This is a genomic window from Streptococcus gallinaceus (assembly GCF_024170225.1).
GTDB lineage: Bacteria > Bacillota > Bacilli > Lactobacillales > Streptococcaceae > Streptococcus > Streptococcus gallinaceus.
Genome location: NZ_JALJXU010000001.1, coordinates 250265 through 276260, shown reverse-complemented (window position 1 = coordinate 276260; position 25996 = coordinate 250265). Strand labels below are relative to the sequence as shown.

Genomic DNA, 25996 nt, shown 5'->3' with positions numbered 1-25996 from the left:
GAAAAAGTCCTATATAGACCTACAGTGACCTACATAACTACTGAAATTTAGTCCATAAACTCACTAGACAACTTCAATCCATAAATTAAAACACCACTCGCTACTCGTTTTTTCATAATTCCAAGCGACTCCAATGCTGTATAGAAATCAGCAGTACTTCTTGCGAACTCTCCAGTTCGAGCGCAAAACGCACGATATTCACTATATAATTGCCCTGACTTTTCAGTATAACTACTTCCAAGTTCACAACATTCCTCAATGAAATAGCCTAACCAATCATTATTTTTCTTATACGTTTCAATCGATTCTTCCACTACTTTTGGTAAGGTTAAATGATAGTTCTCTTGAATCACTTTCTTTGCACCATCGATAATCCACTGGAGTATTGCTCCACCACACGTTTCATATAAATAATCAGCATAGTTCTTAACATCTTGATTGCCTTCAATGGTCGCCAAAAATGGAATGACAATTAAACGTCGCCACGTTCCTTTATCAATCGCACCAACTTTGGGTAAATGGTTCGTATAAAGGACTAAGGTATGCGTTGGTACATACTTGAATGGATCTTTGTATTTTTTCTCTGCAGCAATTTCATCAGTTGAACAGAGTTGCTTGATGTTAGATGTATTCAGTCGCATTCCTTCTTCTAGTTCAGCTGCAATGAGTAGTCGTTTACCTTTTGCCTCAGCTAGTTCTGGTTTAACATTTCGTCTAATTTGACTCGTTAAAATATCTGCCGAAATACTACCAGAGTAAGTTCCTAATACTCGTGAGATAACATTCCAAAATGTAGACTTCCCGTTTCTCCCCTCTCCGTAGGAAATAATCAGTGCCTCAACATATACCTTTCCAATTGCAGCTAACCCCACAATCATCTGAACGTAATCAATTAAATCTTGGTCACCCACAAAGATAGTATTCAGTGTTTCTAACCATATATTCTTATTTTCATTTGACGCACCCACATTCGTTTGTTTTGTAATAAAATCATTTGAACTATGCTTTTGTAAACTGCCATCTTGTAGATTGATTGTTCCAGTTGGAGTATTGAGTAAAAACTCATTTGTATCTAAATCAACTGGGGCAATTTGAACCATCGGATGAACTTCTTTCAATGCCGACCAGATGTATTTGCTATCCCGTCTTTTAATAGCGTACTTCTCATAGTTCAAGGCATTCTCATATTTTTCGTAGGCTCGTTTTTGTAGTTTGTTGAATTGTTCTTTTGCTTTTTTAACTCCTACGCCTATAATCAGTTTCATCGCACCAGTTTGTGTTAGTTCTTTTAAACATTTCTCAATCTCAATAGTTGCCTCATCTAGCTGTCGCTCCGTTAATTCTTGTGCGACTGCTTGGGCTAATGGTTTAGACTCTTCCCAAAAGCTATCGTTATACACTAAGTATTCGGTTGATGGAGAGTAACGTAGTTTATGCTTGTACTCACGAGCAAGTACTGTTGCTTGTCCAACGTCTGAATAGTCTGTTGGCATAAGTTGTAATTCTTGATTATAGTGTTCAGGCTTAATGTAATCAGCTTGACTACTTACCTTATATCCAAACTTAATCGCACTGTTCCAAATGGTACGCAGTTCTTCTTGTTCAAGTGGTGGATTACACTTTTCTGCCTCTTCTAAGAAATACTGATAGGTAATGTCTGTATTGCCATAACGTTTGATGAGTTTTCCTGCAATATGGCTCATCGTGGCATTTCGTGAGCCTTCTTCAATACTTGGTAGTTGCATCTCCATTTCTTCAAATACATCCACACTATCAAACAACAAATCATCAATTGTTTTATTTCCTTCAAACCAAACAATATCGTCCGTATTATGTCCAAAAATAAAGCGTGCAGCATCCAATGCGTTTGCATCAAAAAATGAATACTTTGCTTGTACTTTACGTTTAAAGATTTCACATTCTTCAGCACTATCAAATGGTTTATGTGGAAAATAAACATGGTGTCTTGGTCTAGCTGACTTACCATTTTTATCTTTCATATTGTTGCGACTAGGAACTACAGCATAGCTCACACCTTCTAATAAAAACTCATAGTCTTCTGGATAAATCCAATCGCTCGGATTATCACTATGATCGTTATCACAATCAAACACATCGCAGTCTGAACTAATAAAGTTATCCTTATTTCGGTAATTATTCTTAAACCTTGCACAGATGTGATCATTCATTACTGCTTGTTTTAAATCTTCAGCACTAGCGACTGTGTACATCGTTTGATACACACAGTTTTTCGCATTGCCACTGTCATTAGATGAATAAATCGTTAGTTTCATACGTTACCTCCACTAAATCGTGATTAAAATATTTAATCGTTTGACGTCTTTCTGTTGCAACCTGAATTTCTTTTTCCATACCCTGAGTGATTTCATCACCTAACACCCACAGTTCTTGGCATTTACCTAGTAAAATAATATCCATAAACATCGCATCTTTTCGGTGTTTTTTATTCTCATCATCCATAAATGGAAACAACAAATGTGGTGTTAGTGGAATACAGCCTTTTTGGTAAGCTAGTTCTGCCAGTTTGACTGCATTTTTGATATTTACTTCTACATCTCCACTAAACGGAGCACAGATATAAACCAAGGGTTTAAACTCCATTCCTTTTTCTTTCATGACACGACTAATTGATTTTGACATTGTTTTGTTCCTCCCATTTTGTTTTGTACCATTCTAAGTGTCGCTTTCTATCTTCATAATTTGGAAAAGCAACTAGCAATCCCACATCCACTTTTTGTAGTACTTCTACCAAATCAATTTGTTCTTTTGTTAAATGTGGACGAATACTTTTGCCTTTTTCAATTCCATTGGTAAGTCTAAATTGTTTAGCTGATTGTCCTAAAGCTACTCTGTTTATCAAGTCACACTCATTGCTAAAGTGATAAGGTTTTGGATTCGAATGAATGAGTTTAATATTCTCAGTTAAGTGTGGAAATTCACATCTTGCAGACTGCAAAGTTGAAATGAATTCTTCCATTTCATTGAATCGCTTGATGTACAACTCTTTAAACGACATGGCTTTTTTACCCGTGTATCCCATCACAAGCATCGTAAACCCGTCACGAGTTAAGTAATAACATGGTCTTTTCTGATTTTGTTTATCTTTGTATGACCCCAGCGCAAAATTGCGCTCAGCAAATTCATCACTCAACCCAGATGTGGGCGCGGTTAGTTTACGAATATCTCGCAATACTTCCTTATGATTTTTTTCAAATGCATCAGCAATGAATAAACTGTCCACACGCGCAACATCTTTCATATCAGCAAAAATGCCATATTCATTCTTTGGTATTAGCTCTTTCATAATAGCTACCTCCTATAGTTTTATTTTTTGAAAAGGTCTTATCCCTCTCACATCTATAGGCAAAGAATTTCTAAAAATTATGACGTTTTTATTTAAAAAGTACGAGAAAATTTTTCTCGCACTAATCCTTCTTATAAAAATCACACACATAGCCATCTGCATTTGGTATTAAGCCATTTGCCCAACTTGGCACTTGACTCATAGTTTGAATAATATCTTCTAACTTTGTGTCTTTACTTGATTCGACAATCACTTCATCGTGTACATGGGCTACAATGTCATACTGACTTAAATTCTTCATCGCATATACCAAAATATCTCTTGCTATTGCTTGAACGATATTTTCTACAAACTTTGGTCCATAACTTTCTATTCGCTCCCATTTTTTCGTTGCACCGATTCCTTCATAGGTTACTGACTCTCCACCAAACTTGTTCATGTCGATTCGTGGTTTGATATAGGTAAGTTGCCGTTTACTAGGTAAGGTAATTCTAAGTAGTCCGCTTTTACAACTAAACTGTATCCCATGTGTTTTAGTCGTTGCTCTTCCTTTTATGGCGTCTTTCACTGCTTTATCCACACTCCACCAAAGATCGACAATATTTGGATTAGACTCACGCCATACGTCAACTAACGGTTTTAACTCTTCTTCAGTTAGTCCCATCTCTAATGCTCCCATCGCAGTTAATGCACCGACTGAACCTCCATAACCAAGAGCAAGTTCTGCAATCTTCCCTTTTTGTCTTAAATGTCCATTCACTCCGTGCTTTTCAACTGGAACTCCAAACATCTGACTAGCACTAGCACAGTAAATATCCCCGTTTTTCTTAAACACTTCTTCTCGCCAACTCTCGCCTGCAAGCCATGCGATTACTCGTGCTTCAATCGCAGAGAAGTCAGCAACATAGAACTGTTCATCTTTTGATGGAATAAACGCAGTACGAATTAACTCTGATAATACTTTAGGAACGTCATCATACAGTAACTCCAAGTTAGCATTCCCTTGTCTAACCAATTCTCGTACTTCAGCTAAATCACTCATATGATTTTGTGGTAAATTTTGTAATTGGACTAATCTACCTGCAAAACGTCCAGTGCGATTTGCACCTAGAAACTGAAACATACCTCTACAACGATTATCAGAACATGCTACGTTATCCATCGCTTGATACTTCTTAACTGATGATTTTGCGAATTGTAGTCGTTTCCCTAATACTTCAGCTATCTCACCTTTTGTTACTTGAACAAGTTTCATTACTGACTTTTTATCTAAACTTTCTACTTCAATTCCTTTTGACAGTAACCACTCTTTTAACTGAATAACTGAGTTTGGATTATCTAGCCCAGTTACTTCTTGTACATCTAATAAAAGTTGATTGCGTATCTTCTCATCTGTTGAGATGGCTTGTTTAACAAATTGCCTATCGATCAAAATTCCACGGTCGTTTATCTGCTGATCCAATACGTACTCGTCCCATAAAAAATTTGGTACTGGGAAGTTTTTTAGTTTCATTTGAATTTCTTGTTCCACTTCTACATCTCGCTTATTGTATTCTTTGAACTGTTTCCATTTGAGGGTATCATGACGTGGTAAATTTCGTGTTCGACCACCATTACTTTTAGTCGGATTACAAGGAACACAAAAGTATCGAATAAGGTCTTTCCCTTCCGTTAGCTTTTGCTTATCTAGTCCAAGCACAGTCCCCACTCCTTCAAGTGATAAAGGTAACCCCATATAAGCTGCCCACACCATTGTGCAATGCCAATTAATTGGGTTTAAGTATTCTCCAGTTGGTAATCCTAGATGACGTGATAAGCAAATACGTTCAAACTGTGCATTAAAAGCCCATTTGGGTATCGTATTATCCTGCAATGCGGCAAGTATTTCTTGTGGTATCTTTTCTCCATTTGCAATATCCACTATTTGGACTGGTTCATCATTAACTGAATAAGCAAATAGTAACAGTTCAAAATCTTCTGATTCTGCGTAACGATAGACTCCTGACTTTGCTAGATTAACACTGGAAAATGTTTCAATATCAATACTGAGTTTTTCTATTTTCATTTTTACCTCCAATAAAACAAAGGGAGTGAAATTCTCCACCCCCATTGCCGTTTACTTACCTAATTTATCTTTAATTTCAATGTATAAGTCGGTTAGTCGTTTAATGACAATTTTGCCAACATATACACCTAGGAGTAATATCAATAATCCATTCACTATATCTATCATTGTTTTTTCTCCTTGCGTTCTTTTTCATTACGCATATCATCGCGGACACTTGTGTAGAACATAAATAGTCCAAACAACGTCCATAAAGTCATTGAAATATAAGCCATTACTGTTAAAAATCCGTTCATCTTCTTTATCCTCCTACGCTAAAAATTCGTCATCTTCTACTGTGCTAAAATCGTCAGTCGCATTACTTCTACCACCTAACGGTTCACCATCTCGCAATTTTTGAATATTCCCTAGACCACAGGCTATCCCCTTATTTCCGTTGGCATTATAAGCATAGAAGTTTAGCGATACTCGACCATAACAACCACTGTATACTTCTTCTCGATTTAAAATAGGTTGGACGTTCTTATCTACAATCTGTGGTGCAGTTGTTGAATTGGCATTGATGAAGAAATGGCCTTTATAAGCCTCATCGTCTCGTTCAATATCTCCATCACGTAATGGTAATTTAATTGCTGCTTTATTCGGTTTCTTACCACCAAACTTTGCAATTCCTTGTTCAATCGCTGTATCAATTGCTTTTTCAATCTTAGCGATTGTTTCTTTATCGTCTTTTGGAATTAAAACCGATACACTGTATTTTGGATTACTACCATTGATGGATACTGCTTCCCAACCATTAAAATATGAAAATCGTGTATTTACTCCTGTTACTACCTTTGTGTTATTTCCTTTGTTTGCCATGATACTTTTCCTCCTTGAATTCTTGTTCTACATTGTGCATGACTAGTGCCTTTCTTTTATCCGTTATCGGAACAAGGGTAGGCTTCCCTTGTGGTTTGTAGATGTGCTTCCCTAATAAAGTATTAAATGTTTCTCTACCCATTAGTTTTTGCATATCTGTTAACGTGATTAAACTCTTGCGATAGATATTTGTGTAGCCATTTTCTTCGGCAATTTTAGCAACTTGTTCTTCATCTTTGAATTTACGAATAGAACGTCCTTCAACTAATTTATAGCCAGACCATTCTTTATCCGTTTCCAGTGCAATTTTAGTAGCGTACTCTTTAATATCATTTGCCCATTTAACTAAATCATCTACGTGTTCTAAAACTTCTTCAATCTCTGCATCAGTTAGTAAATGAGGTGAGGCTAGTTGAAATCTCTTTAGCTTGTCGTGATAATCTTTCCTAACCCTAAGCACTGCGTTGCAGTTACTAAATTGTAGCCATGGCCCGTATTCAACTGTACCTTCTCCTTTAAAAGCTAACTCAGCTTTCTCTTTCAACTCTGTGTTCGCCCAATGTAGCAATTCTTCTACAGATTTTGTATCGGTTGAAATATGAAACTTACGTGGTTGAAAAATCGTCATCGTAACTTCCTTGATGTCGTACAAAGCATCATAGAGATTTAAAGCCCCTAGAGCGTATAACATCATTTGTGGATTATCTTTTGCATCAACTTGGATTCCTTTTCCATATTTTAAATCCATTATATGAAGTAATCCGTCTGCGATAATCAGACAGTCTCCAGTACCAAACCCGTCAGGAACATAGTTTGAGAAATCTAAACATTGTTCAATCAAGACAACGGGGTCAGATATTTTCTCTTTAACTTTAGCTAAAGTTTCCATCATAAAAGCCACATAGTCATCTGTACAATCCTCCATCTCTTTGTCTTGATATTTCGACTCTGGTTTTTTTGTTTTTTCACCTAGTGCTTTCAAGATTTTATGAGCTGCTAGTTCATGACAAGCCGTTCCTTCATGTGCTACTTCACTTGTTTTGTTCTCAAAGAATTTCTCAAGTTGAGGTAGCGGGGGTGCGGATAACCAACGGTGACTACTACTTGCGGATAAAGTTGCGTGTTTTTCAGTCATTCTATAACACCTCTGCTTTCAAATATAAGTCTTCAAAATCTGACTCGCTTACTTCAGATAATTTAGCCACACCATAACTTTGAATTAACGCTCGTACTTCTGAAGATTTGCCTTCCTGCGATTTTTTGGCTAATAAGCCACGTACTTCTTCAAGTGAAACTTTTGATTCTTCTTTATTTATATTTTTTTCTTCCACATCATCGGTAGTTTCAGTACTTGACGGTTCAATCATTCCATTATGTAAATCTTGAAGACTATCGGCTAGATTTCGTAAATTCTTAATTACATCTAACAATAACTTTGTTTTACTCATTTGTATCTTCTCCTTTCCTTATTTCGTGTATCTCTACTGATTCAACGCTCTGACCAGGTGCTAACACTAAAATCTCAAGATTCTCTCCAAACAACCACTGTGCTATTCTACGCGGGATGTTTCGCACACCCCCACGTAGTACAGCTTGTTTATTACCATCACTGTCAGTCATGTTGATACGTACTCTATGTTTTAAGTTCATAGCAACTCTACCTCCTATATATTTTTTGAAAGACTTAACCCCTTCACATATATAGGCAATGAATTGACAGAAAATATGACGGTCTTAAAAATATTTTTTTATCTTTTTCTTAATGCGATCAAATTGTTTTGAAATAGCAGACTGAGTAACTCCTTGTTCTTCAGCCAACTCTTCTTGCGTTTTGCCATTCCAAAATATCTGTTCAAGCAAATCTCTCTGTTTAGGTGTCAGCTTTTGCATTGCATTCATCAGTCTTTCTATCTTTTCATCAACCACTTCATCCTCTGAAACTGCTAAAATTGATGTTTTATCCAATTGAATACCTTTTTCTTCTAGAGCATCAAGTGACTGAGTATAGCCATAGTCCCAAGATTCATCAGGATGTTCTTTTTCCCATTGTCTCTTTTCAGCTTTTTCTTTATCGTTTAAAATCTTACGTTTATTTTTGGTGTTATTGTAAATCTCAGCATCATCCAGTTTATGAAGTGTTTCGATTAAAATTTCTGTTTCTTTTGTACCATCTGGTTTAATTTCACACACAACCTTCGTTTTCCATTCACCATCGACCTTTTCTGTTTCATAATACTTATACGACATTCGTTTGTTTTGTGGGGTTTTCTTCCCAATGTAATTGTTGTTAACCACGTTTGGTTACCTCTCTTTCCTAATTGGAAATGAGGAACCCAGTGGAACTTTCTATTGTTGCTGATCATAAAATGAATTCCTCATTTCTGATCAACCAACTGGCTAGGTTGACACTATTAAAATTTTGTTCCCTTCTTCGCTGCCAGTCATCAGTAGCTAATTGATGAGCTAGGAAGGGAGATTAACATACTAGTCTCTATTGCAATTCAAAATTAATATGTTTTATAAAACAAAAATGGCCAGAATGATTCACAAGACTATAGCTCCTGTAAATCATCCGGCCATTTGGTAATTCTTAATTGATTCCGTTGCTCGGTATGAACCTTTATTAAATTGCTTTTTTCATTTTTCTTACCAGCAAAGACTCTGGTTTACATGATATTTTAACGATATTCTTACAATTACTACATTTCAACTCAATGTAAATATCCTCTTTTGGAAAAGAAGAAATATCAAAAATCCTTTTCCCACAACATGTGCACTTCATTTGATTCAATAAAATCCCTCCTTTGAAAATAATCACTTACGCTTTTTTGCGAACATTTGATTTTAAAATATAGAGAATATACCATTTAGTAATTCTCCTCTACATAACTTCTATTGCTAAATTCTTTAATCTAACCATCATCGCTGCCTTAGAAACCTCAAACACCTTAGCTAGCTCATCCACAATATACTTTTCAACTTTTAAATTACTGTTATTTTTAAATCCAAAATTAACCTCCAAGTATTTATTAATCATCTGTTTAGGCATTAGTAAAGCTCCAGCTAAATAATCAGCTTGCCATTCTTTAACTTCATCATCAGTCATCTTCAATTTTACATCATCAGATTTATATACTATAATTCTGTCCCTCATTAAACGTTTCTTACTTCTGAAGTAAAACCTTTTATGTAAAATCCAATGAGCACACTCGTGCATAATGGTAAAATTAGTTCTTTCTTTTGAACAAAAAGCTAGAGCTTGATTATCTATATATAATGTACCTTGGCTAACATCAATATAATGTGTATGTTCCCTATTATCATCCCAAACTTCTAACTTTCCATCATAAAAACACATACAGCCCAATGTTAAACAATCTGAAGATAGATTTGCAAAATCAATAGTTAATCCCAAATGAAACTCTGCAAACTCATCCACATCCAGTGGACTTGGTTTGTTTAACATTTTACCATTTTCATATTCATTCAAAATTTTTAACGCTTTTCTCTCCAATTGTTCTTTTGAATACTTATGGTGCAAATTATTAGTCCTCCCTTGTTTTTTCATCAATTAAATTTAAAATATCTTGCCATCCTTCATCAGATAAATTACGATCTCTGGCTCTTCTTAAAGCTACCCTTACTACATCTCTTTCCATTATATATTCAGGCAAATCAGATGATACGGTATTTTCTTTTTCTAGTGCAGCTAAATCAAATAAATAATCTTTCTCTTCTAATGTTAAATGTAAAATTCTAGCAATATCTTCTAATTTTTTTTCAGGCGGATAACGTCTTCCTTTTTCTATATCACTCATATATGCTGGAGCGATTTCTAATTCACTTGCTAATCCACGTAGTGTTATTTTTAATTCCTTACGCTTAATTTCAACAAATTTACCAAAAGTTATATTTTGATCCACTTTATTTTTCCTCCTTCCATTTATGCTTGTTCGCTAATATGATTACATTTTATCATGAGATTATATACTTGTCAAGAATTTCGTTCGCAATTCAGCTAATAAAAAACAGATGATACTTTTCGGTACCATCTGCTATAAAAATTATAGTTTTGATAATCTTTCATGTAGTAGAGGAAGTAAGATACGATCTACTTCATTTCTAAATTCTTCATCTTCTAAATATCTTAATGCAAAATCCTGATTTTGAGTCATACGTTCGAGTACGATATCCATAATATTTTCTTTGTAAATAATCTTAAATAAATCAAGTGGATTTTTAGCACGTAATACTAATTCTTTATTGTTAGCTGCATCTGCTACAATTTGTTCTAAAACTTTATCCATTTCAGTAAAGTTCGTTCCTAGTCTTTCATTAATATTTTTTATTATCTCTGATAATTTTTCTTTTTCTTCTTCTACTGGAATTCCCGTACCAGACGTTGGATTATTTAAAGAACCAGCTTCTGCACTTAATTTTATGCTACCTTCATACTCTTTTTGAATACGATAATATTGCAAATTAACATCACTAGCAATATCCGGAACTCTTTCTCCCTCTTCCTTAGGAATTTTCCTTACTAGCCCCTTTGCAAACACATAAAACTTATGTAAAGATTCATCTTGCAAATTAATAATATGAGTTAAAAATGCGTATAAACGAACAAACTTCATCAAGACATATTTAAAATCTTGTTGTTCTTCTTTTTCTTCTATATCGTTGTATCTTTCTACAACTGGATCAAGTACAGAATTTAATATTCCTAAGTCAATATTACTTTGTTTTTTCTTACTTTTGAAGAAAATTTTAGAAAATTCGTTTACTTCTTTTTCTGAATAAATCATAAATCCATCCAAATAATCTTTAAATTCATAAATAGTATTTGGATCTGTAGTTTCCTCTACAGTTGTTGAAACATAATAATCTTCGAACGCCTTTTGAATATCTTCTTTTGTGTTCACGAAATCCAAAACAAAAGTGTCAACTTTTCCTGCACACGTACGATTAATACGGGACAGCGTTTGAACCGCTTTTACACCCGATAATTTTTTATCAACATACATCGTATGAACTAATGGTTGATCAAATCCTGTTTGATATTTTTCTGCTACAAGTAATAATTGGTATTCAACGGAATCAAATTTTTCCACTAGTTCACTTTCAGGAAATTTGTTTAAACCTTCTTCTGTATACTCTACTCCGCCATCTTTAACAACTCCAGAAAATGCTACTAAAATTCCTAAATCATTATAACCTTTACTCTTAATATAACGTTCAAATTCAAAATAATATCGAACAGCATGTAATCTTGACCCCGTTACAAGCATTGCTTTTGCCTTACCACCTATTTTTGAACGTACATGGTTTCTAAAATGTTCAATAATTATTTCAGTCTTTTGAGCTAAATTATGTGGATGCAAACTCATATATTTACCCAAAGCCTTATTCGCTTGATTTTTAGCATACTCAGGATCATCTGCTACTTTTTTTCCTAATTGGAAATACGTTGTATAAGTTGTATAGTTAGCGAGAACATCAAAAATAAAACCTTCTTCAATTGCTTGTTTCATACTATAAATATGACAAGGAATTGGTTTTCCAGACTCATCTCTCGAACCAAATATTTCTAACGTTTTTTGTTTTGGTGTCGCAGTAAAAGCAAAAAATGATAGATTTTTTTGATTTCCATGAGTAGCTATTTCTCTTTTGATTTCTTCTGCTAATTCTTCATCTGCATCTAATTCACTATCTTCTATTTTAGCTTCTTCTAATGCAAACTGATGAAGTTTCTCTTCAATCACCGCATCTCCTTTTTGAGAAATATCCGCTAGTACCTCTTTTAATTTTTCGCTTGCCTTCCCACTTTGCGAAGAATGTGCTTCATCCACTATAATAGCAAATCGCTTACCATTCGTAGCTACACGATTTACATCTACAAATGGGAACTTCTGCAAAGTACAAATAATAATTCTATCCCCTTTTTCGAGCGAATCTGTCAATTGTTTAGCATTTTTATCAACTTTGACAACTACCCCGCTTGTGTGATCCATATTATAAATATCTCTTTGTAACTGTTTATCTAAAACTTTTCTGTCCGTTATAACGATAATACTATTAAAGATAATCTCGTCATTCTCATCATGTAAATTTTCTAAATGATGTGCAAGCCACGCAATTGAATTTGATTTTCCTGAACCTGCTGAATGCTGAATTAAATAGTTGTGTCCACTACCATTTTTATATACATCATCAATCAAGTAACGAACAACATTCAATTGATGATAACGCGGAAATATCAAAACTTCTTTATTTGTACGTTCATTCTTTTTAATTTGAATAAATCGTTGGATAATATCAAGCAAGCTATCTTTTCTAAGAACTTCCCTCCATAAATAAGATGTTTTATAATCACCTACTACTGGGGGATTACCTGCACCATTTTTATACCCTCTGTTAAAAGGTAAAAATAACGTGTCTAACTTAGCTAACTTTGTTGTCATCCATACTTCATCTGGATCTACAGAAAAATGAACTAATGCTCTTTTCTTAAATGATAATAACAGTTCCTTTGGATTACGATCGTTTTGATATTGAGAAATAGCGTTTTTGTACGTTTGTCCTGTCAATGGATTTTTCAATTCAATAGTTACAATAGGTAACCCATTTAGCAAAATAACTATATCTATTGAATTTTCATTATTCATGCTATATTTTACCTGCCTAGTAATTTGTAAATTATTTTTTTCGTACAAAGAGGTCAACTCTTTATTCATATTACTACCTGGCTTAAAATATGCTAACTTTACATGTACACCGAGATCCATAATTCCTTTTCTAAGGGCGTCTAACATACCACGTTTATCCAACTCAGCTACTAACCGTTTGATAAATGCTTGTTCTACATTTTTACCATGACGTTTTGTCATAAGAGCCCATTTATCTGCTTGTGTCGTCTTTACAAAATCAATCACAGCTTGTGTATCCAGTGCTAATTCTCTATTAAAATCTTTTGGATATCCTTTTTTGTATTCTTTTGTACTAAGTAGATACTCTTCAATCGCTTGTTCAAAGTTGATTTCTTTCGTTTCTATTGCCATTTTCTAATCCTCCTTTGCTACTTTAATTTTTCCTGTTACAGCATCACGAATAATAATCTTACGGTAAGTTTTAAGATTTTCAATTTGTTTGGTGATGTCTGTTTTTAGTGTATTTATTTGATCACTTTTCTTATCAAGATAGGTTGTGATTTGTTGTTGTTCGTCTATACTTGGTTGGGGTAAATACATGTTTAGAAATTGTTCTGCTTGTAATCTCCAACGCCCTAAATTAGATACACCTTGTCCTAAACGATAAAACACCCTACTGGTATAGCATAATTGAAATAGATAATTATAATACCTATGATTTTGAATTTTATCATTACGAAACCTAAACACTCTATAATCTGGACTTGTTACCCCTTCATATTTGCTACAATCTACCCAGCCGGTTAATAAATCCATAGAATTCATAGCAAAATCATTAATATTAACTATTTGATATTTTTCATAAGACTCTGCCATTTGTCCTTCATTCTCATCTGTATTTTTTATTTTAATACCATTTTGTGTTATAGAAAGAACAGGTCTACCTTCTATTCCATATATTCTCTTGACAATCTCAAACATCCATTTTATTTTTGTAATGCTCCAATGTTCTGGAACTTCTCCTATCCAGTCAACACCACTGTCTTTCATTTTTACGTTTGGGTTAAGCCCTTTTGTTACAACCTTTGAGATTAACTCTCGTCTATAAGTTTCTAATTTTTCAAGCTGTAACTCTAACTCCTCAATAGCTTTGTCAATTTGAGATGTTTTGTTGTCAATATACTCAACTATTGATTTCTGAATTTTTTTTCTAGGATACATTATTAATACATCTAATAAATCAGAAGCACTTAAGCTACTTCTGACACCATCTGCACCTATCATATTAAAAATATTTCTGTACCATAAAGTTAAAAAATATTTTTCTGCAAATTCAGGTAATATCTGATTATTAGCTCTCAAAATTATGTACGCTGGGGATACAATTCCTGTGTAAGGAGATAGCCCAACTCTACTGGTTGAAATATTTTTCAAATCAATTAATTTAAATACTAATTCATTTTTGTTCAAAATTTGATATCCTTCAAATTTTTCTGGTTGTAGTCCTTTGGAATCTTCTTTTGATCTTTTTACAACACCATTCATAGTTAATGCTAATCTCTGGAATTCATTCTCTTTCTCACCGACTATATTTTTATAATTACTAAAATGGTGCTTTACTTTAGCTACTTCCCAATATTCAGGAATTTCCCCTATCCATTCGACACCGCTATCTTTATATTTTTCATATTTCATGCTACACCTCCGAAAACAGTTCTTTTATTGTATTTTGGATTTTTTCGTGCAGCACTTCTATTTCTTTTAGGGTGTCATCGGCATCACCAAGTTCCGTGTACTGGTAGAAATGTCTAGTAAAGGGTATTTCATAACCTTTTTTTGTTTTCGTTTCATCTATCCAAGCGTCCGGTGCGTAAGGTAGTACTTCTTTTTCAAAATATTGTTGTATGTCTTCTTTTACAGGTATTTGCTCGGTATCTCTTAGTTCGCTATCCGCTTCCTTATTGCCTTTAGCATCGTAGCAAATATCCGCACTCTCATCTTTTTCGCTTAATGCTTGCAAGATGGATTTTAACACAGGTGCTTTTAGTTTTATATTTTGCTTACCAAAGGCTTTTGTTATTTTTTCTGTGAATAACACTCGATTTTTATACACTTCAGTGCTATCAAACGATTCTAAAGTTTTAATAATCGTTTCTTGTAATTTTTCGCCTTCCGCTATTTCTTTCTCAGCTTCCTCTTTCTTTTTCTTTTTACTCGTAGCTAAATTTTTAAACGCTGTTTGTTCGTATAACTTAGCAACTCTTTCTTCTGCTGTATTAAAATTCAATCTTAAAGGACGTTCCACTACAACTTTCCAATAGGCAAAATCATCCTCATCAAAAATTTTAGATTCTTCTGTTGGAACAAAATTTCCATATAAATTAACTATCTGCGAAATTTGCTCTTCTGTTATTTGTTTACGTTTTTCTCCCAAAGGTTTAGTAGCATCTATTAGTTGTATTTTCCCTTTTCTCAGTTCACTCTTATTATTTGTCACGATCCAAACGTACGTCAAAATACCCGTGTTATAAAATAATTGATCAGGTAGCGCTACGATCGTTTCTAACATACCATTTTCAATAATCCACTTGCGAATTTCACTTTCTCCACTTCCAGCATCTCCAGTAAACAGTGGTGATCCATTAAAAACAATCGCAATGCGCGATCCGCCTTGTTCTTTCGGTATCATTTTACTAATCATATGTTGTAAAAATAATAATGATCCATCAGAGATACGCGGTAATCCAGCTCCGAAACGACCTTTATAACCTAAATTTATAGCTTCATCTTTGATTTCTTTTTCGTATTTTTTCCACTCCACACCAAATGGAGGATTACAAAGCATATAATTAAATTTTTCAGATTTTAACTTATCATCGGATAATGTATTCCCCCAATAAATATTTTCGTAATTTTCGCCTTTAATAAGAGTATCTGATTTAGAAATAGCATACGTATGTTCATTTAATTCTTGTCCATACACTGCTAATTTCGCCATATTATTTTGCTCCAGTGCGTATTCTACCCCAGAAGAGAGCATACCGCCGGTTCCACACGCAGGATCATACAACTTGGCTACAAAACTAGGAGCACATATTTTTCCCAGATCAGGGGTAAATAACAACGAAACCATTAGTCGAATAACTTCTCTCGGTGTAAAATGTTCCCCTGCCGTTTCATTGGATATTTCTGAAAATTTACGTATCAATTCTTCAAAGATATAACCCATCTCTTGATTACTCACAGAACTTGGATGTAAATCAATCTCATCAGCAAACTTAATAAATACTTGATACAAAAGACCAGCTTTATTTAAACGACCGATAACATTATAAATATCAAACGAATCTAAAATTTCACGTGCGTTATCTGAAAATCCTTTAATATAATCAATTAGATTTTCTTCTATATTCCGTGAATCGTTTTTTAATTTATCAAATGTAAACTCACTCGTATTATAAAAATTTAATCCTGTTATTTTTTTTAGCAAGGGGAGTTTATTACCAATATTTCTTTTTACTAAGAGTTCATTCTGTTTTAAAACCTCATCTTTTGTGGTTCTTAAAACACTATCCAAACGTGTTAATACTGTAAATGGCAATATGACATCACCATACTCACTTTGCTTATAATCTCCACGTAAAAGATCGGCTATTTTCCATATAAAATTTGATTTATCAGCTATATTAATACTCATTTAAGTCAATTCCTTTCTCAAGTAATCGTTCATATTTTTCATGCGAAATAATAACAGCGAATGGTTTACTATTTCTATTCACAACTCCTACTTTATCCTCATTTACTAATTCTCTCATTATTTTTGAAGCCTGCCCATGATTAAAAGCTCCGATATTAAAATATTGCAATAATTTAATCGTTTTTTTCTTTCTGTTCAAACCCATCACTCCTTACATAACCTACATTTTCTCTATTATATTTTAACACATTTGAATTATAATTACAATTCTTTTTATAAGTATCAAAAGAATTACTTTTATAACTAAAAAAGCCAGCCTGAGCTGACTTAACGCATTTTTATCTATTTTCTTTTCATATTCCTAGATACCACTTTCCCAAAACATTCTCTACTACAATATTTTCTATTTTTATCACAAGACTTAAATTCTATCCCACACTCCCTGCAAATGTAACTCTTCTCTTTCTTTTTCCGTGCTTCTTGCCATTTTCGTATTTCGTAGGCGGTACTACATTTCTTACTACAATATATTCTTCTCTTGCGACAACTACTAAAATCCCTACCACACTCTTTACATGTATAATGATAAACCGTTTGTTCTACTACATCCGTTTCATTTACTTCTTTAGCATAGAATTTTTGATAACATTCATGACTACAAAACTTTCTTTTAGAATTTCCATACACTACAAATTCCTTCTGACAATTTTTACAGATATATTCATAGTATGCTTTCCTATTAACTTTGTCTAAATTTTTATTCCACCATTTATTTCTACACTTAGCACAACAAAATCGTTTTAGTTTTCCCCTTGGATTCTGCTGCATCTCTTTTTTACAAGACTCACAATAAGCTATTTCTTTTCTTTCAACTTTCACTTCCCATTTTACTTTTTTGGTACAGTACTCACTTCTAGGCATTATTTTTCTAGTAGTGGGGCTAAAATGAAATAATCGATACTCTATTTTTTCCTCATCAATTAACTTTATTTCAAGTTTATTTTTCTTTGAAACTTTTATCTCATCAACCAACAAAATTAAATCTTCTAAATCAGAATACATTTTCCAAATACTCTTCACACCAAAGTTATTAAGGTAATTCTTTATAGTTTCAAAAACCTCTGTTTTCAGTGAATAACGTGAAATCCTTAATAGTACATCCACGATATTTCTCTCCACTACTTCCTTTTTAGCAACATCATGAATTATGTATTTCAAATACTCATCGTAAATATGAACTGTCTTACATTGCTTTTCTTTATATCTATTAGGGCATTCCCATACTATGTGCTCATGAGTGCTATTCGGATGCCATGTACGTGGTCCGAAAAACGCTCCGCATTCAGCACACATTAGTTTACTATTCAGTAAGCCTACACCACTATATCTTGATTCCCTCTCTTCATCAAATATTCTTTTTTGTAGTATAATCTGTATATAGTCAAACAAACTAGGGTCAATAATTGCTTCATGATTTTCCTTAACATAATACTGTGGCAACTCTCCTTCGTTCTTTTTCATTTTTTTAGTTAAATAGTCCACTGTAAATTCTTTTTGAAGTAAAGCATCTCCTTTGTATTTTTCATTGGATAACATAGCTCTAATCGGCCCAGCATACCACTTTTCCATTCCACTAGGTGACTTTATTCCTTCTTTAGTGAGTATTTTAGATATTGCATGTGGCGTATAACCTTGTAAAAACATTTTAAAGATACGTTTAACTGTTTCTGCTTCTTGTTTGTCTACTTCAATTCCTTCTTTTCCTTTTTTAAATCCTAGTACTCTTGCGTATGGAATAGATACTGACCCTTCTGCCATTCTCTTTCGTTTTCCCCACGTGACGTTTTCTGATAGTGAACGACTTTCTTCTTGAGCAAGGCTCGACATCAATGTAATAATAAACTCACTTTTCGTATCTAGAGTCCATATATTTTCTTTTTCAAAATATATTTCAATTCCCATGGCTTTTAACTTTCTAATAGTTTCGATTGAGTCAACTGTGTTTCTCGCAAAGCGACTAACTGATTTTGTAATAATTAAATCTATTTTTCCAGCTTCACAGTCTGCTATCATTTCTTGAAACCCTGCACGTTTCTTAGTACCACATCCACTTATCCCTTCATCTTCATATATTTTTACTAGTTCCCATTCAGGTGTTTCATTTACTTTCTTAGTGTAAAAATCAACTTGTGTTTTAAAACTTGTTTGTTGTTGATCTCTCTCAGTGGATACTCGAGCGTAAACAGCCACTCGTCTTAGTAACTGTTTAGATTCAATTATTTTTTCAAACTTTGGTGTAAATTCTACCTGCCTTATTTTTTTATTTTCCGACATATACACCATCTCCTAACTTTTCTTCCAATACTTCTACTGACTGAAACTCAGGGTTATACCATTTCAACAGCTCTTTTAATATCTTTTTAGATTCACTTTGAGTTATTAATCCTTGATGGTATAGTTGAATCACTAGAAATTTTGCTAACCTATAATTCACTTCATTTTCAAACATTTTATTTCTCCTTTAGATTTTCGTATCATATACATCACTCTAAATGGAGATAAAGTCAAGTAAAAAAGACATCTATCATTCAAGTACGTAAATTTTGCACCCACTTATACTATCTAACGGTATTATCGTTAAAATATTCTTGAAAAACCTTGATAAATCAGTATTTTTTACTCGGTGCATTATCTTAACGATGAACACCCTAATCATTAAATACTATGCACACCCCTCTAGCTGCTTTACAGTTGATCTATGCTAATTTTGGTAAAAAAAATAAGCCTCTTATCCCCTTTGGAATAAAAGCCCTTGATATAAAGGTTATTCTTCACTACATACTGTATCATTTACGTGAATTGCTTTTCCCCATCATCAAGTACAGGTAACCTATTAAATACTTTCTATAACATAAAAAATATGATTCATGGATTGGCAATTTTTTAACAATTTTAAATTTAAAATAAAAAATTAGTCCTGTTCAATATAAAACTAAATCCATTGCTTAATTTACTGTTCAACTTTTTAGGATCAGTACACTTCTGGCCCACTCCCTTCATACTCATTCCTCATTTATAAATAAAGGGGGCTGACCCAAAAGTCCAAAATAAAAAAAACAAGATATGAGATTTTTCTCAAAATCTTGTTTTTTTATTAAAAATAGGAAAACCAAGAAAATATTTCCCAAAAAGAAAGCCAACTCATCCTTATTTCTCAAAGATTTCGCCAACTTCTTCAAATTATGGGAAATAGCGTGCAACGCAAATTCGACCTCCACTTTTTCGATTCCTCTAAGGGTAAATCTAGTGAACGCCTGGTTTTGTTTTAAATTTCCAAATACACTTTCTATTTCTATTTTTCGTTTTGAGTATATTTCTTTTCTTTGCTCATCTTCTAATAAGAAATATCTAACTTGTGCTTTTAATTCTTCATATGTAGGATTAACTTCTATTTTTCTATTTCCTTTAGCTTGTGTACATAATGATTTTAATGGACAGTCACTACAGTCGTAACATTCATATACTTTTATATCTCTTGTATAACCATATTTATCCGTATATCTTTTGTAATTTTTAAAATCAAGATACCTTCCATTTGGACACGTATAACTATCAAATTCACAATTATATTTCCAATTTAATTTATTTAATACATCTTTCTTTGTTTTTCTTAATCCTTCTTTTCTTAACATGTTGTATGGAATCAATGCCTCATAATTATTTTCTAAACAATATAAATAATTAACTTCACTTCCATATCCTGCATCCGCTACAATCCTTTTTGGGTGTATCAAATTCTTTTCTTTTAAATTTTCTATGTGTGCTTTAAATGTTCTTGTATCTCCTGGATTTTGATGTATCGTATAATTTAATATGTATTGATTATTCGTTCCTACTTGAATATTATATCCTGCCTTTAGTTGTCCATTTTTCATATGATCATCTTTCATTCGCATAAATGTTGCATCTTCATCTGTTTTTGAATAACTGTTTCTTTCCCCTAGTATTTCTTTTTGTTTTTCGTATTTTTCTTGTCTTGGCAATAAATCATCTTTAAATTTTTTTATTAGTTTTTTTATTGGTTTTTGTCTTGATTTTGACACTTCTTTTTGTGTTTGTTCTTCCGATATTTTTTCTAGTGTATTTGTTATTTTTCTTATTTCTTTACTTGTTATTTCTTCTCTATTTTCTAATATTTCATCTGCTAGTTTTTTTATGTCAATCATTGCATCTACTGTTTCGTTTTCTTCTAATTCTTCTTTTGATATTTTTGCAGCTTCGTCTAAAAATTCCCTAATTTTGTTTGTAATTCCATTACTATATCTTTCTACTGACTTTTTCCATATAAAACTATACTTATTAGCGTTGGCTTCTATCTTTGTACCATCTAAAAAGTAGTTTTCTGTATTTATTTCTCCTAACTCTATCAGCTTTATTACTATTGATTCAAACACACTATCTATTAATTCTTTTTTGTTTACTCTAAATCTATTTATTGTTTTAAAATCTGGTCTTTGTCTCCCTGCTAACCACATCACTGGGATATTTTCTTTACATAACTTAGCTATCTTTCTTCCTGATGTTATCTTTTCTGTATACGCATATATTATTACTTTTAACATCATTTTTGGATGATAGCTACTTCCTCCTCCACTATAACTTTCTTTTATTTTTTTATCATCTATTCCTTCTACTACTTCATTTATTAATCTTGATATATGATTTTTTTCTATTAATTCTGATATATTGTATATTTGTAAATGATGTGAGACCAAAAAAAACAAGAACAAGAATATCGATATGGTATTATTTAATGGGGGCTAGCTCCCATTAAATTTTTGCGCTTTTCAATTGGTGATAACCAATGGAGTGTCTGCATGGGTAGTCGATTAGAGCGATATAAATAAGATTTCATTTGTTTGATTAAGTCTTTATATGAGTAAAAATGCAAGTGAGTATAAAACCGTTTATTATCATTTCGATGACTGCGTTCTACTTTACCGTTATGTCTAGGTGTTCTAGGGCTAATTAATTTATGTTCAATACCTAAAGACTGGCAAAGTTGATCAAAAGGATGTACTAACTTTGTATCTTTAAAGTGAGTAAATTCAAAACCATTATCTGTCGCAATCAGTTTAATCATACAATTTTCTCCTAAGTTGATTTCAGGCTAGTAAACCTCAAAAAATAGGGCCTCGCCTGTTTCTATCCATTACAGAAAATGACTTGATTTTCTCTTTTCAATTATACCAAATAAGCGGATTTCTTACTAATCATAGTATTTAGTAAAAGAGAAAAATCTGTCCAATTCTGATTGGATTTCTCTATTTTTATACTATTCCTTCATCCTAGAAATCCACAGATAATCCGTTCATCTTATGACTCTCCTAACGATTATATCAAAATAGAACGTTTTCGACTAATGCTTTCCCGGATATTTAACGGATTTCTCTATCTTTTCAGACATAGCTAAAAAACAAAGTCCATTACGGATCTTGTTTTTTTTGAGAGAATTATTTCTTATCTTTTTTCTTTTTCAGCAAGAGGAAGGCAACTGTGGCTATAACAAGCCCCAAAATACCTGCACTTTGAGCTTCTTTGCGTTTCTCCATCTCAGACTTGCTGACCGTGCCGGCCCATCCAAATTCACGTTTTGGTACTGTCACACTTGTCATGTATTTAGAGTCTTCAAATATCCATGAATTAAATACGCGAAGATAGTGCTGTAAGATATCTTTCCCTAAAGTATCAAACTTACGCATCAAAATCTTATCTTCTTGTGATTCAAGTGATTTTTTAGTGCCGTATGGCTCTTTTAGCACGTCAACTTTCAAGCCGTTAGAATCACGCAACAAGTAAAAACGTGGAATAACCATTGCAGAACTACCGTGACTGCTGCTTGCATTGGCTGAATTTTCAACATAGAGACCCGTACCACCATAAACCGAAGTCTTCTGTTCATTTGGTTTATCGAGGGTATCTAGGACAGGTTCTACTTTCCAATCACCATAGAATCCTAGGTAAGGAATGGACAACCGTTGCTCGCCACTCTTCTCCGTTGGTTCAAAGTAGAGATACCCTTCTACGAAGTTATTCTTCTTCACGCCTGCGACATTAAGAGTAAACTCAACTGTTACTTTTCCGTTTTTAGGAACAGTCACTTCTCCATTGCGATTATCCTTAATGCTTGAACCTTCTGCAACCACCGAATGAATTTCATTGATTGTCTCTGTTTTTACAGCTCCCTCATCTGCGCTCCAACTCTCGTCGTAACGTTTGACAACGGGCACTGTCGTTTCTTTCAACACCTTACCTGGTTTGATTTTATAGGAAACATCCTTATCTGAATAGTTGGTCAAGGTCAGGGTGAATTTGGTTTCATTACCAATTTCGCCTAGTTCTGCCGCTGGAATGTTGCGGTGGGTTTTATCAATTTTTCCATCTTTATTGGTGTCCTATGGATTGTTTTCATCGAGGCTATCATTTGGTACGGGGATATTTGGATTTTCTCGGGTGATGATGACATTGATTGACAGCATTTTATCAACATTGACCATCCCTGCACCTTGTGAACGTGGAGAATATTCCAATTTTCCACCCTCCTCAGCATGGCCACCTTTGGTCTTATCATCGTAGTTCGGATCTGCACCAGCCATTACCAAGGTTTTAAGAAACTTTGTCTTGTCCATTCCTTCCAATGTCGGAGCAAGTTCTTTTTGACGATAAATCGCTAAAGCTGAGACCGCTGATGTAATCAGAGTTGAGAATGAAGTCCCTGATTGATAACCGTATTTAGAACCAGATTCATCTACTTGTTCTGTTGACAAGATATTTTCAGCTGGGGCAACGACTTCTGGTTTCAAACGAAGAGTTGGTGTTGGCCCCCATTGGCTAAATCCTGCAACACCATTTCCGATTTTCAAGTCTTTTTTCTCAACCGAACGGTCAAAGGTTAGTTTAGTTGAGTAAGTTCCAGATGCTTGATTGATTTTTGCAACCAATGCTTCACCGGCATCACCACTGATACTAATCGTCCAAACATTGAAATCTGGCTCCAATGTTGCTTGTGTGTAATCTGGACGGGTGCTATAAATATCCCGACCCTTGTGGTCAATTGCTCCATTAGCGATGATAACGCCCGCTGCTTTCACTTTGTCCGCTAGCTGCACTTTTTCGTAAACAGAATTATAGCCACATTTTACTAGAAGAGCTTTTTGTCTTTGAGGTTAACTCCGTAGCCAGCTACTTCATTGGTACCGTCTAATTCTTGTTGCGTTAAGAACCCAGCATTCACAATTTCAACATCTTTAGTGGATTTTGAATACAATTTTACAAAATTTTCAGCAATCGGTGCGAATACAAGATTGTCATCTCCGATTTTTACATTGTGCTCACGGCTCACACTATTTCGTGTGGCACCAACACCCATAGTAAAGTCCATAGCGGGGACCGCATCCATCATCTCAGTATCAGCTTGGTCCCAGACAGATCCATCTTGCTTGAACGCTTTATTGGCATAATTGTCAAATGAACTCGTTGAAGTTGAGGCATTTCCCATGGCACCAAGAACTAGTACACCTTTGCGGCAATCGCCCCTGCAATATGCATCCCATGTGAAGATTTCGTCCGACTGTCTCTTAGATTATTTTCATCATGGTCAGTATTATTGGTACCATAGGTAGCGATATAGTTTTTACCATAAGGAATTTTTTCAGTAAACTGGGAACCGTAAGTTCCTGAAGCAATTTTTGGTTGAAAGTCAACTTTACCATCCTTTCCATCGGTATCCAAACGCATACTCTTATGGTGAATATCCACCCCAGTATCCAGCGTAGCAATGACCAAGCCACGCCCATCCGCCTGGATGTTTTTATTTTTACCATAAACCTTGTCCACCGCCTGCGCCAAATCTGAGCTAGTCACATCACGAGCATTCAACATGACCGGATTAAATTTCATTTTTGGGTCAGGCTTACAAGAAACCACACCGGCTATGGCACGCAGCTGCTCACTGTACTCTTTATCGATTTCCACAGAGAAATCATTGATCAACGTGTTATATTCGACATCAATTTTAGCTCCTGGAATAGCAAGTACTGCTGCTTTTACAGCCTCTTTTTGACCTTCAGCCACACTGACGATAAAGTTTTTTCGAGGTTTTTCACCCTCTTCTATTTCCTTATTATACTCATCAGACAAGGCGTGGTACTCTGCACGTTTTTGCAAAGCACACTCATACATGGTGAGTGAGTGGCTGGCTACTTTCCGTCTGATTCTCTCGACTAGCGCCGTCTCAACTTCTGCGTGAACAGGCACACTTGAGCTAGTAGCAGATTGGCTACTAACGACAGCGAAAGAATGCGACTAAACTTTCTTTTCATACATTACTCCTTTGTTTTTATTGTTGCATCATTTTATGATTGGCACATTATTTATTTTATACGAATTCTTTGTTAGGTTAACCTAGTTTTGTTATTATGCACCGTTAATCCTAAGAGTTCTTTACTATTTTTTATAAAATGTGCATAGAAAAAAGCTTGAAACCAAAAGGTTTCAAGCTTTACTGGAAAGACTCATTTCAGTGATTTGAGCCTATTCCCCTTGTTTACATACTCTTCCATAAACTTCAACACCGCGCCATCATTACAGTGGCCGATGACTTGGTCTACTCGGTCTTTTACTTCTTGTCTGGCATTTTCTGTTGCGATAGCCAGTCCAGCAAAATCAAGCATTTCTAGGTCATTTTGATTGTCACCAAAAGCAACAATGTCTGCGGCAGTCACATCAAAATAGTCACAGAGTTTCTGTAAGCCAATCGCTTTGTTGACACCTGACAAGATAATATCCACCGAATCACCACCCGTAGTGACAGCCACTACTTGAGGAAATTTTTGATTGAGCCAAGCTTGCGCTTCTGCCATCTTTTCATCTGGAAAAGCAGCGACCATCTTGATAATATTTTCCGTCACCTGAGAAAATGAATCCACACGCTGAGTGTTAACATAAAACTGTGAAATCAAGTCAAAGTATTCAGGATGACTTTCCGTCAACATATAAGCACCCGTACGTGCTGACAAGACTGTCAGACCTTGGCTTCCGTAAGGCCCTTCTTCAATGGCATCGACAATGTCCAAGTAGGTTTCTTGAGGAATGGGTTCGTCTTCAAAAAGAATCTGACCTTGATAGGAAACAATCGAGCCGTTTTCCGCAACAAAAGCCATGTCATTTTCAAAGCCTGCAAATACTTTTTCCAAGCTCAAAAGTGGTCGACCACTGGCCGCCACAAAAAGGTAGCCCTTTTCTTTACAATCATCAAGGAGCTTTCGAAAAGCCGCCTTATCAAAAGTATGGTCGGAAGCTAGGAAAGTTCCGTCCATATCACTTGCTAAAATTTTTTTCAT

24 protein-coding genes and 1 pseudogene are annotated in these 25996 nt (G+C 34.3%); all 25 read right to left on the bottom strand.

From position 1 onward, the window contains the following. Positions 1 to 47: 47 nt before the first annotated feature. Positions 48 to 2294, bottom strand: coding sequence for a phage/plasmid primase, P4 family (locus tag J2T50_RS01380; RefSeq protein WP_253362901.1), 2247 nt, complete (start codon positions 2292 to 2294; stop codon positions 48 to 50). Beyond that, complete coding sequence (locus tag J2T50_RS01375) at positions 2269 to 2661, bottom strand: DUF7768 domain-containing protein (RefSeq protein ID WP_253362899.1); 393 nt, start codon at positions 2659 to 2661, stop codon at positions 2269 to 2271. The genes J2T50_RS01380 and J2T50_RS01375 overlap by 26 nt, the downstream gene beginning before the upstream one ends. Then, positions 2645 to 3325 (bottom strand): Rha family transcriptional regulator, encoded by a 681-nt coding sequence (locus tag J2T50_RS01370; RefSeq protein ID WP_253362897.1) that lies wholly within the window; start codon positions 3323 to 3325, stop codon positions 2645 to 2647. The genes J2T50_RS01375 and J2T50_RS01370 overlap by 17 nt, the downstream gene beginning before the upstream one ends. 121 nt (positions 3326 to 3446) lie before the next feature. Next, a complete protein-coding gene (locus J2T50_RS01365) occupies positions 3447 to 5390 on the bottom strand; it encodes a DNA polymerase (protein WP_253362895.1) in 1944 nt (647 codons plus the stop codon). Between the two features lie 164 nt (positions 5391 to 5554). Next, positions 5555 to 5686, bottom strand: coding sequence for a hypothetical protein (locus J2T50_RS10515; protein WP_301282784.1), 132 nt, complete (start codon positions 5684 to 5686; stop codon positions 5555 to 5557). A gap of 13 nt (positions 5687 to 5699) precedes the next feature. Next, entirely contained in the window at positions 5700 to 6251 is a 552-nt protein-coding gene (locus J2T50_RS01360; RefSeq protein ID WP_253362893.1) for a DUF2815 family protein, read from the bottom strand. Beyond that, positions 6232 to 7386, bottom strand: a complete 1155-nt coding sequence (locus tag J2T50_RS01355; RefSeq protein ID WP_253362891.1) for a DUF2800 domain-containing protein — start codon at positions 7384 to 7386, stop codon at positions 6232 to 6234. Before J2T50_RS01355 ends, J2T50_RS01360 begins: the two co-directional genes overlap by 20 nt. A gap of 1 nt (position 7387) precedes the next feature. Next, positions 7388 to 7699, bottom strand: coding sequence for an rRNA biogenesis protein rrp5 (locus J2T50_RS01350; protein WP_253362889.1), 312 nt, complete (start codon positions 7697 to 7699; stop codon positions 7388 to 7390). Continuing rightward, positions 7692 to 7901, bottom strand: a complete 210-nt coding sequence (locus J2T50_RS01345; RefSeq protein WP_253362887.1) for a hypothetical protein — start codon at positions 7899 to 7901, stop codon at positions 7692 to 7694. The genes J2T50_RS01350 and J2T50_RS01345 overlap by 8 nt, the downstream gene beginning before the upstream one ends. A gap of 84 nt (positions 7902 to 7985) precedes the next feature. Beyond that, positions 7986 to 8546 (bottom strand): sigma-70 family RNA polymerase sigma factor, encoded by a 561-nt coding sequence (locus J2T50_RS01340; RefSeq protein ID WP_253362885.1) that lies wholly within the window; start codon positions 8544 to 8546, stop codon positions 7986 to 7988. Between the two features lie 586 nt (positions 8547 to 9132). Next, the gene (locus J2T50_RS01335; RefSeq protein WP_253363293.1) at positions 9133 to 9819 is read right to left on the bottom strand and encodes an ImmA/IrrE family metallo-endopeptidase; all 687 of its coding nucleotides are present in this window, start codon (positions 9817 to 9819) and stop codon (positions 9133 to 9135) included. Further along, positions 9797 to 10174, bottom strand: a complete 378-nt coding sequence (locus tag J2T50_RS01330) for a helix-turn-helix domain-containing protein (protein ID WP_253362883.1) — start codon at positions 10172 to 10174, stop codon at positions 9797 to 9799. The genes J2T50_RS01335 and J2T50_RS01330 overlap by 23 nt, the downstream gene beginning before the upstream one ends. A 141-nt stretch (positions 10175 to 10315) precedes the next feature. Further along, positions 10316 to 13309 carry a type I restriction endonuclease subunit R gene (locus J2T50_RS01325; protein WP_253362881.1) on the bottom strand — a complete coding sequence of 998 codons (2994 nt, stop codon included), beginning with the start codon at positions 13307 to 13309 and terminating at the stop codon, positions 10316 to 10318. Positions 13310 to 13312: 3 nt separating this feature from the next. Then, entirely contained in the window at positions 13313 to 14593 is a 1281-nt protein-coding gene (locus J2T50_RS01320; protein ID WP_253362879.1) for a restriction endonuclease subunit S, read from the bottom strand. A 1-nt stretch (position 14594) separates the two neighbouring features. After that, complete coding sequence (locus J2T50_RS01315) at positions 14595 to 16595, bottom strand: type I restriction-modification system subunit M (protein WP_253362877.1); 2001 nt, start codon at positions 16593 to 16595, stop codon at positions 14595 to 14597. After that, positions 16585 to 16794 carry a type II toxin-antitoxin system prevent-host-death family antitoxin gene (locus J2T50_RS01310; RefSeq protein WP_253362874.1) on the bottom strand — a complete coding sequence of 70 codons (210 nt, stop codon included), beginning with the start codon at positions 16792 to 16794 and terminating at the stop codon, positions 16585 to 16587. Before J2T50_RS01310 ends, J2T50_RS01315 begins: the two co-directional genes overlap by 11 nt. Positions 16795 to 16937: 143 nt before the next feature. Continuing rightward, positions 16938 to 18929 (bottom strand): recombinase family protein, encoded by a 1992-nt coding sequence (locus tag J2T50_RS01305; RefSeq protein WP_253362873.1) that lies wholly within the window; start codon positions 18927 to 18929, stop codon positions 16938 to 16940. Next, positions 18916 to 19104: an SHOCT domain-containing protein gene (locus tag J2T50_RS01300; RefSeq protein WP_253362872.1), complete on the bottom strand. Its 189-nt coding sequence runs from the start codon at positions 19102 to 19104 to the stop codon at positions 18916 to 18918. The genes J2T50_RS01305 and J2T50_RS01300 overlap by 14 nt, the downstream gene beginning before the upstream one ends. A 553-nt stretch (positions 19105 to 19657) precedes the next feature. Then, entirely contained in the window at positions 19658 to 21370 is a 1713-nt protein-coding gene (locus tag J2T50_RS01295; RefSeq protein WP_253362870.1) for an IS1182 family transposase, read from the bottom strand. 35 nt (positions 21371 to 21405) lie between these two features. Further along, a pseudogene (locus tag J2T50_RS01290) lies at positions 21406 to 21732 on the bottom strand (integrase core domain-containing protein); the annotation flags it as partial. A gap of 376 nt (positions 21733 to 22108) precedes the next feature. Next, entirely contained in the window at positions 22109 to 22984 is an 876-nt protein-coding gene (locus J2T50_RS01285) for an Fn3-like domain-containing protein (RefSeq protein ID WP_366515771.1), read from the bottom strand. 66 nt (positions 22985 to 23050) lie between these two features. After that, positions 23051 to 23746 carry a S8 family serine peptidase gene (locus tag J2T50_RS01280; RefSeq protein WP_253362866.1) on the bottom strand — a complete coding sequence of 232 codons (696 nt, stop codon included), beginning with the start codon at positions 23744 to 23746 and terminating at the stop codon, positions 23051 to 23053. A 50-nt stretch (positions 23747 to 23796) separates the two neighbouring features. Continuing rightward, a complete protein-coding gene (locus J2T50_RS01275; protein ID WP_253362864.1) occupies positions 23797 to 24153 on the bottom strand; it encodes a hypothetical protein in 357 nt (118 codons plus the stop codon). Positions 24154 to 24164: 11 nt separating this feature from the next. Continuing rightward, on the bottom strand, positions 24165 to 24911 hold the full coding sequence (locus J2T50_RS10560) for a S8 family serine peptidase (protein WP_253362862.1): 747 nt from the start codon (positions 24909 to 24911) through the stop codon (positions 24165 to 24167). A gap of 257 nt (positions 24912 to 25168) precedes the next feature. Further along, complete coding sequence (locus J2T50_RS01265) at positions 25169 to 25996, bottom strand: Cof-type HAD-IIB family hydrolase (RefSeq protein ID WP_253362860.1); 828 nt, start codon at positions 25994 to 25996, stop codon at positions 25169 to 25171.

Excerpts from the sequence above, each read along its gene's own strand:
- J2T50_RS01380 (WP_253362901.1), bottom strand. The coding sequence starts at position 2,294 with ATGAAACTAACGATTTATTCATCTAATGACAGTGGCAATGCGAAAAAC.
- J2T50_RS01375 (WP_253362899.1), bottom strand. The coding sequence starts at position 2,661 with ATGTCAAAATCAATTAGTCGTGTCATGAAAGAAAAAGGAATGGAGTTT.
- J2T50_RS01370 (WP_253362897.1), bottom strand. The coding sequence starts at position 3,325 with ATGAAAGAGCTAATACCAAAGAATGAATATGGCATTTTTGCTGATATG.
- J2T50_RS01365 (WP_253362895.1), bottom strand. The coding sequence starts at position 5,390 with ATGAAAATAGAAAAACTCAGTATTGATATTGAAACATTTTCCAGTGTT.
- J2T50_RS10515 (WP_301282784.1), bottom strand. The coding sequence starts at position 5,686 with ATGAACGGATTTTTAACAGTAATGGCTTATATTTCAATGACTTTATGG.
- J2T50_RS01360 (WP_253362893.1), bottom strand. The coding sequence starts at position 6,251 with ATGGCAAACAAAGGAAATAACACAAAGGTAGTAACAGGAGTAAATACA.
- J2T50_RS01355 (WP_253362891.1), bottom strand. The coding sequence starts at position 7,386 with ATGACTGAAAAACACGCAACTTTATCCGCAAGTAGTAGTCACCGTTGG.
- J2T50_RS01350 (WP_253362889.1), bottom strand. The coding sequence starts at position 7,699 with ATGAGTAAAACAAAGTTATTGTTAGATGTAATTAAGAATTTACGAAAT.
- J2T50_RS01345 (WP_253362887.1), bottom strand. The coding sequence starts at position 7,901 with ATGAACTTAAAACATAGAGTACGTATCAACATGACTGACAGTGATGGT.
- J2T50_RS01335 (WP_253363293.1), bottom strand. The coding sequence starts at position 9,819 with ATGAAAAAACAAGGGAGGACTAATAATTTGCACCATAAGTATTCAAAA.
- J2T50_RS01325 (WP_253362881.1), bottom strand. The coding sequence starts at position 13,309 with ATGGCAATAGAAACGAAAGAAATCAACTTTGAACAAGCGATTGAAGAG.
- J2T50_RS01320 (WP_253362879.1), bottom strand. The coding sequence starts at position 14,593 with ATGAAATATGAAAAATATAAAGATAGCGGTGTCGAATGGATAGGGGAA.
- J2T50_RS01315 (WP_253362877.1), bottom strand. The coding sequence starts at position 16,595 with ATGAGTATTAATATAGCTGATAAATCAAATTTTATATGGAAAATAGCC.
- J2T50_RS01305 (WP_253362873.1), bottom strand. The coding sequence starts at position 18,929 with ATGTCGGAAAATAAAAAAATAAGGCAGGTAGAATTTACACCAAAGTTT.
- J2T50_RS01300 (WP_253362872.1), bottom strand. The coding sequence starts at position 19,104 with ATGTTTGAAAATGAAGTGAATTATAGGTTAGCAAAATTTCTAGTGATT.
- J2T50_RS01275 (WP_253362864.1), bottom strand. The coding sequence starts at position 24,153 with ATGGGAAATGCCTCAACTTCAACGAGTTCATTTGACAATTATGCCAAT.
- J2T50_RS01265 (WP_253362860.1), bottom strand. The coding sequence starts at position 25,996 with ATGAAAAAAATTTTAGCAAGTGATATGGACGGAACTTTCCTAGCTTCC.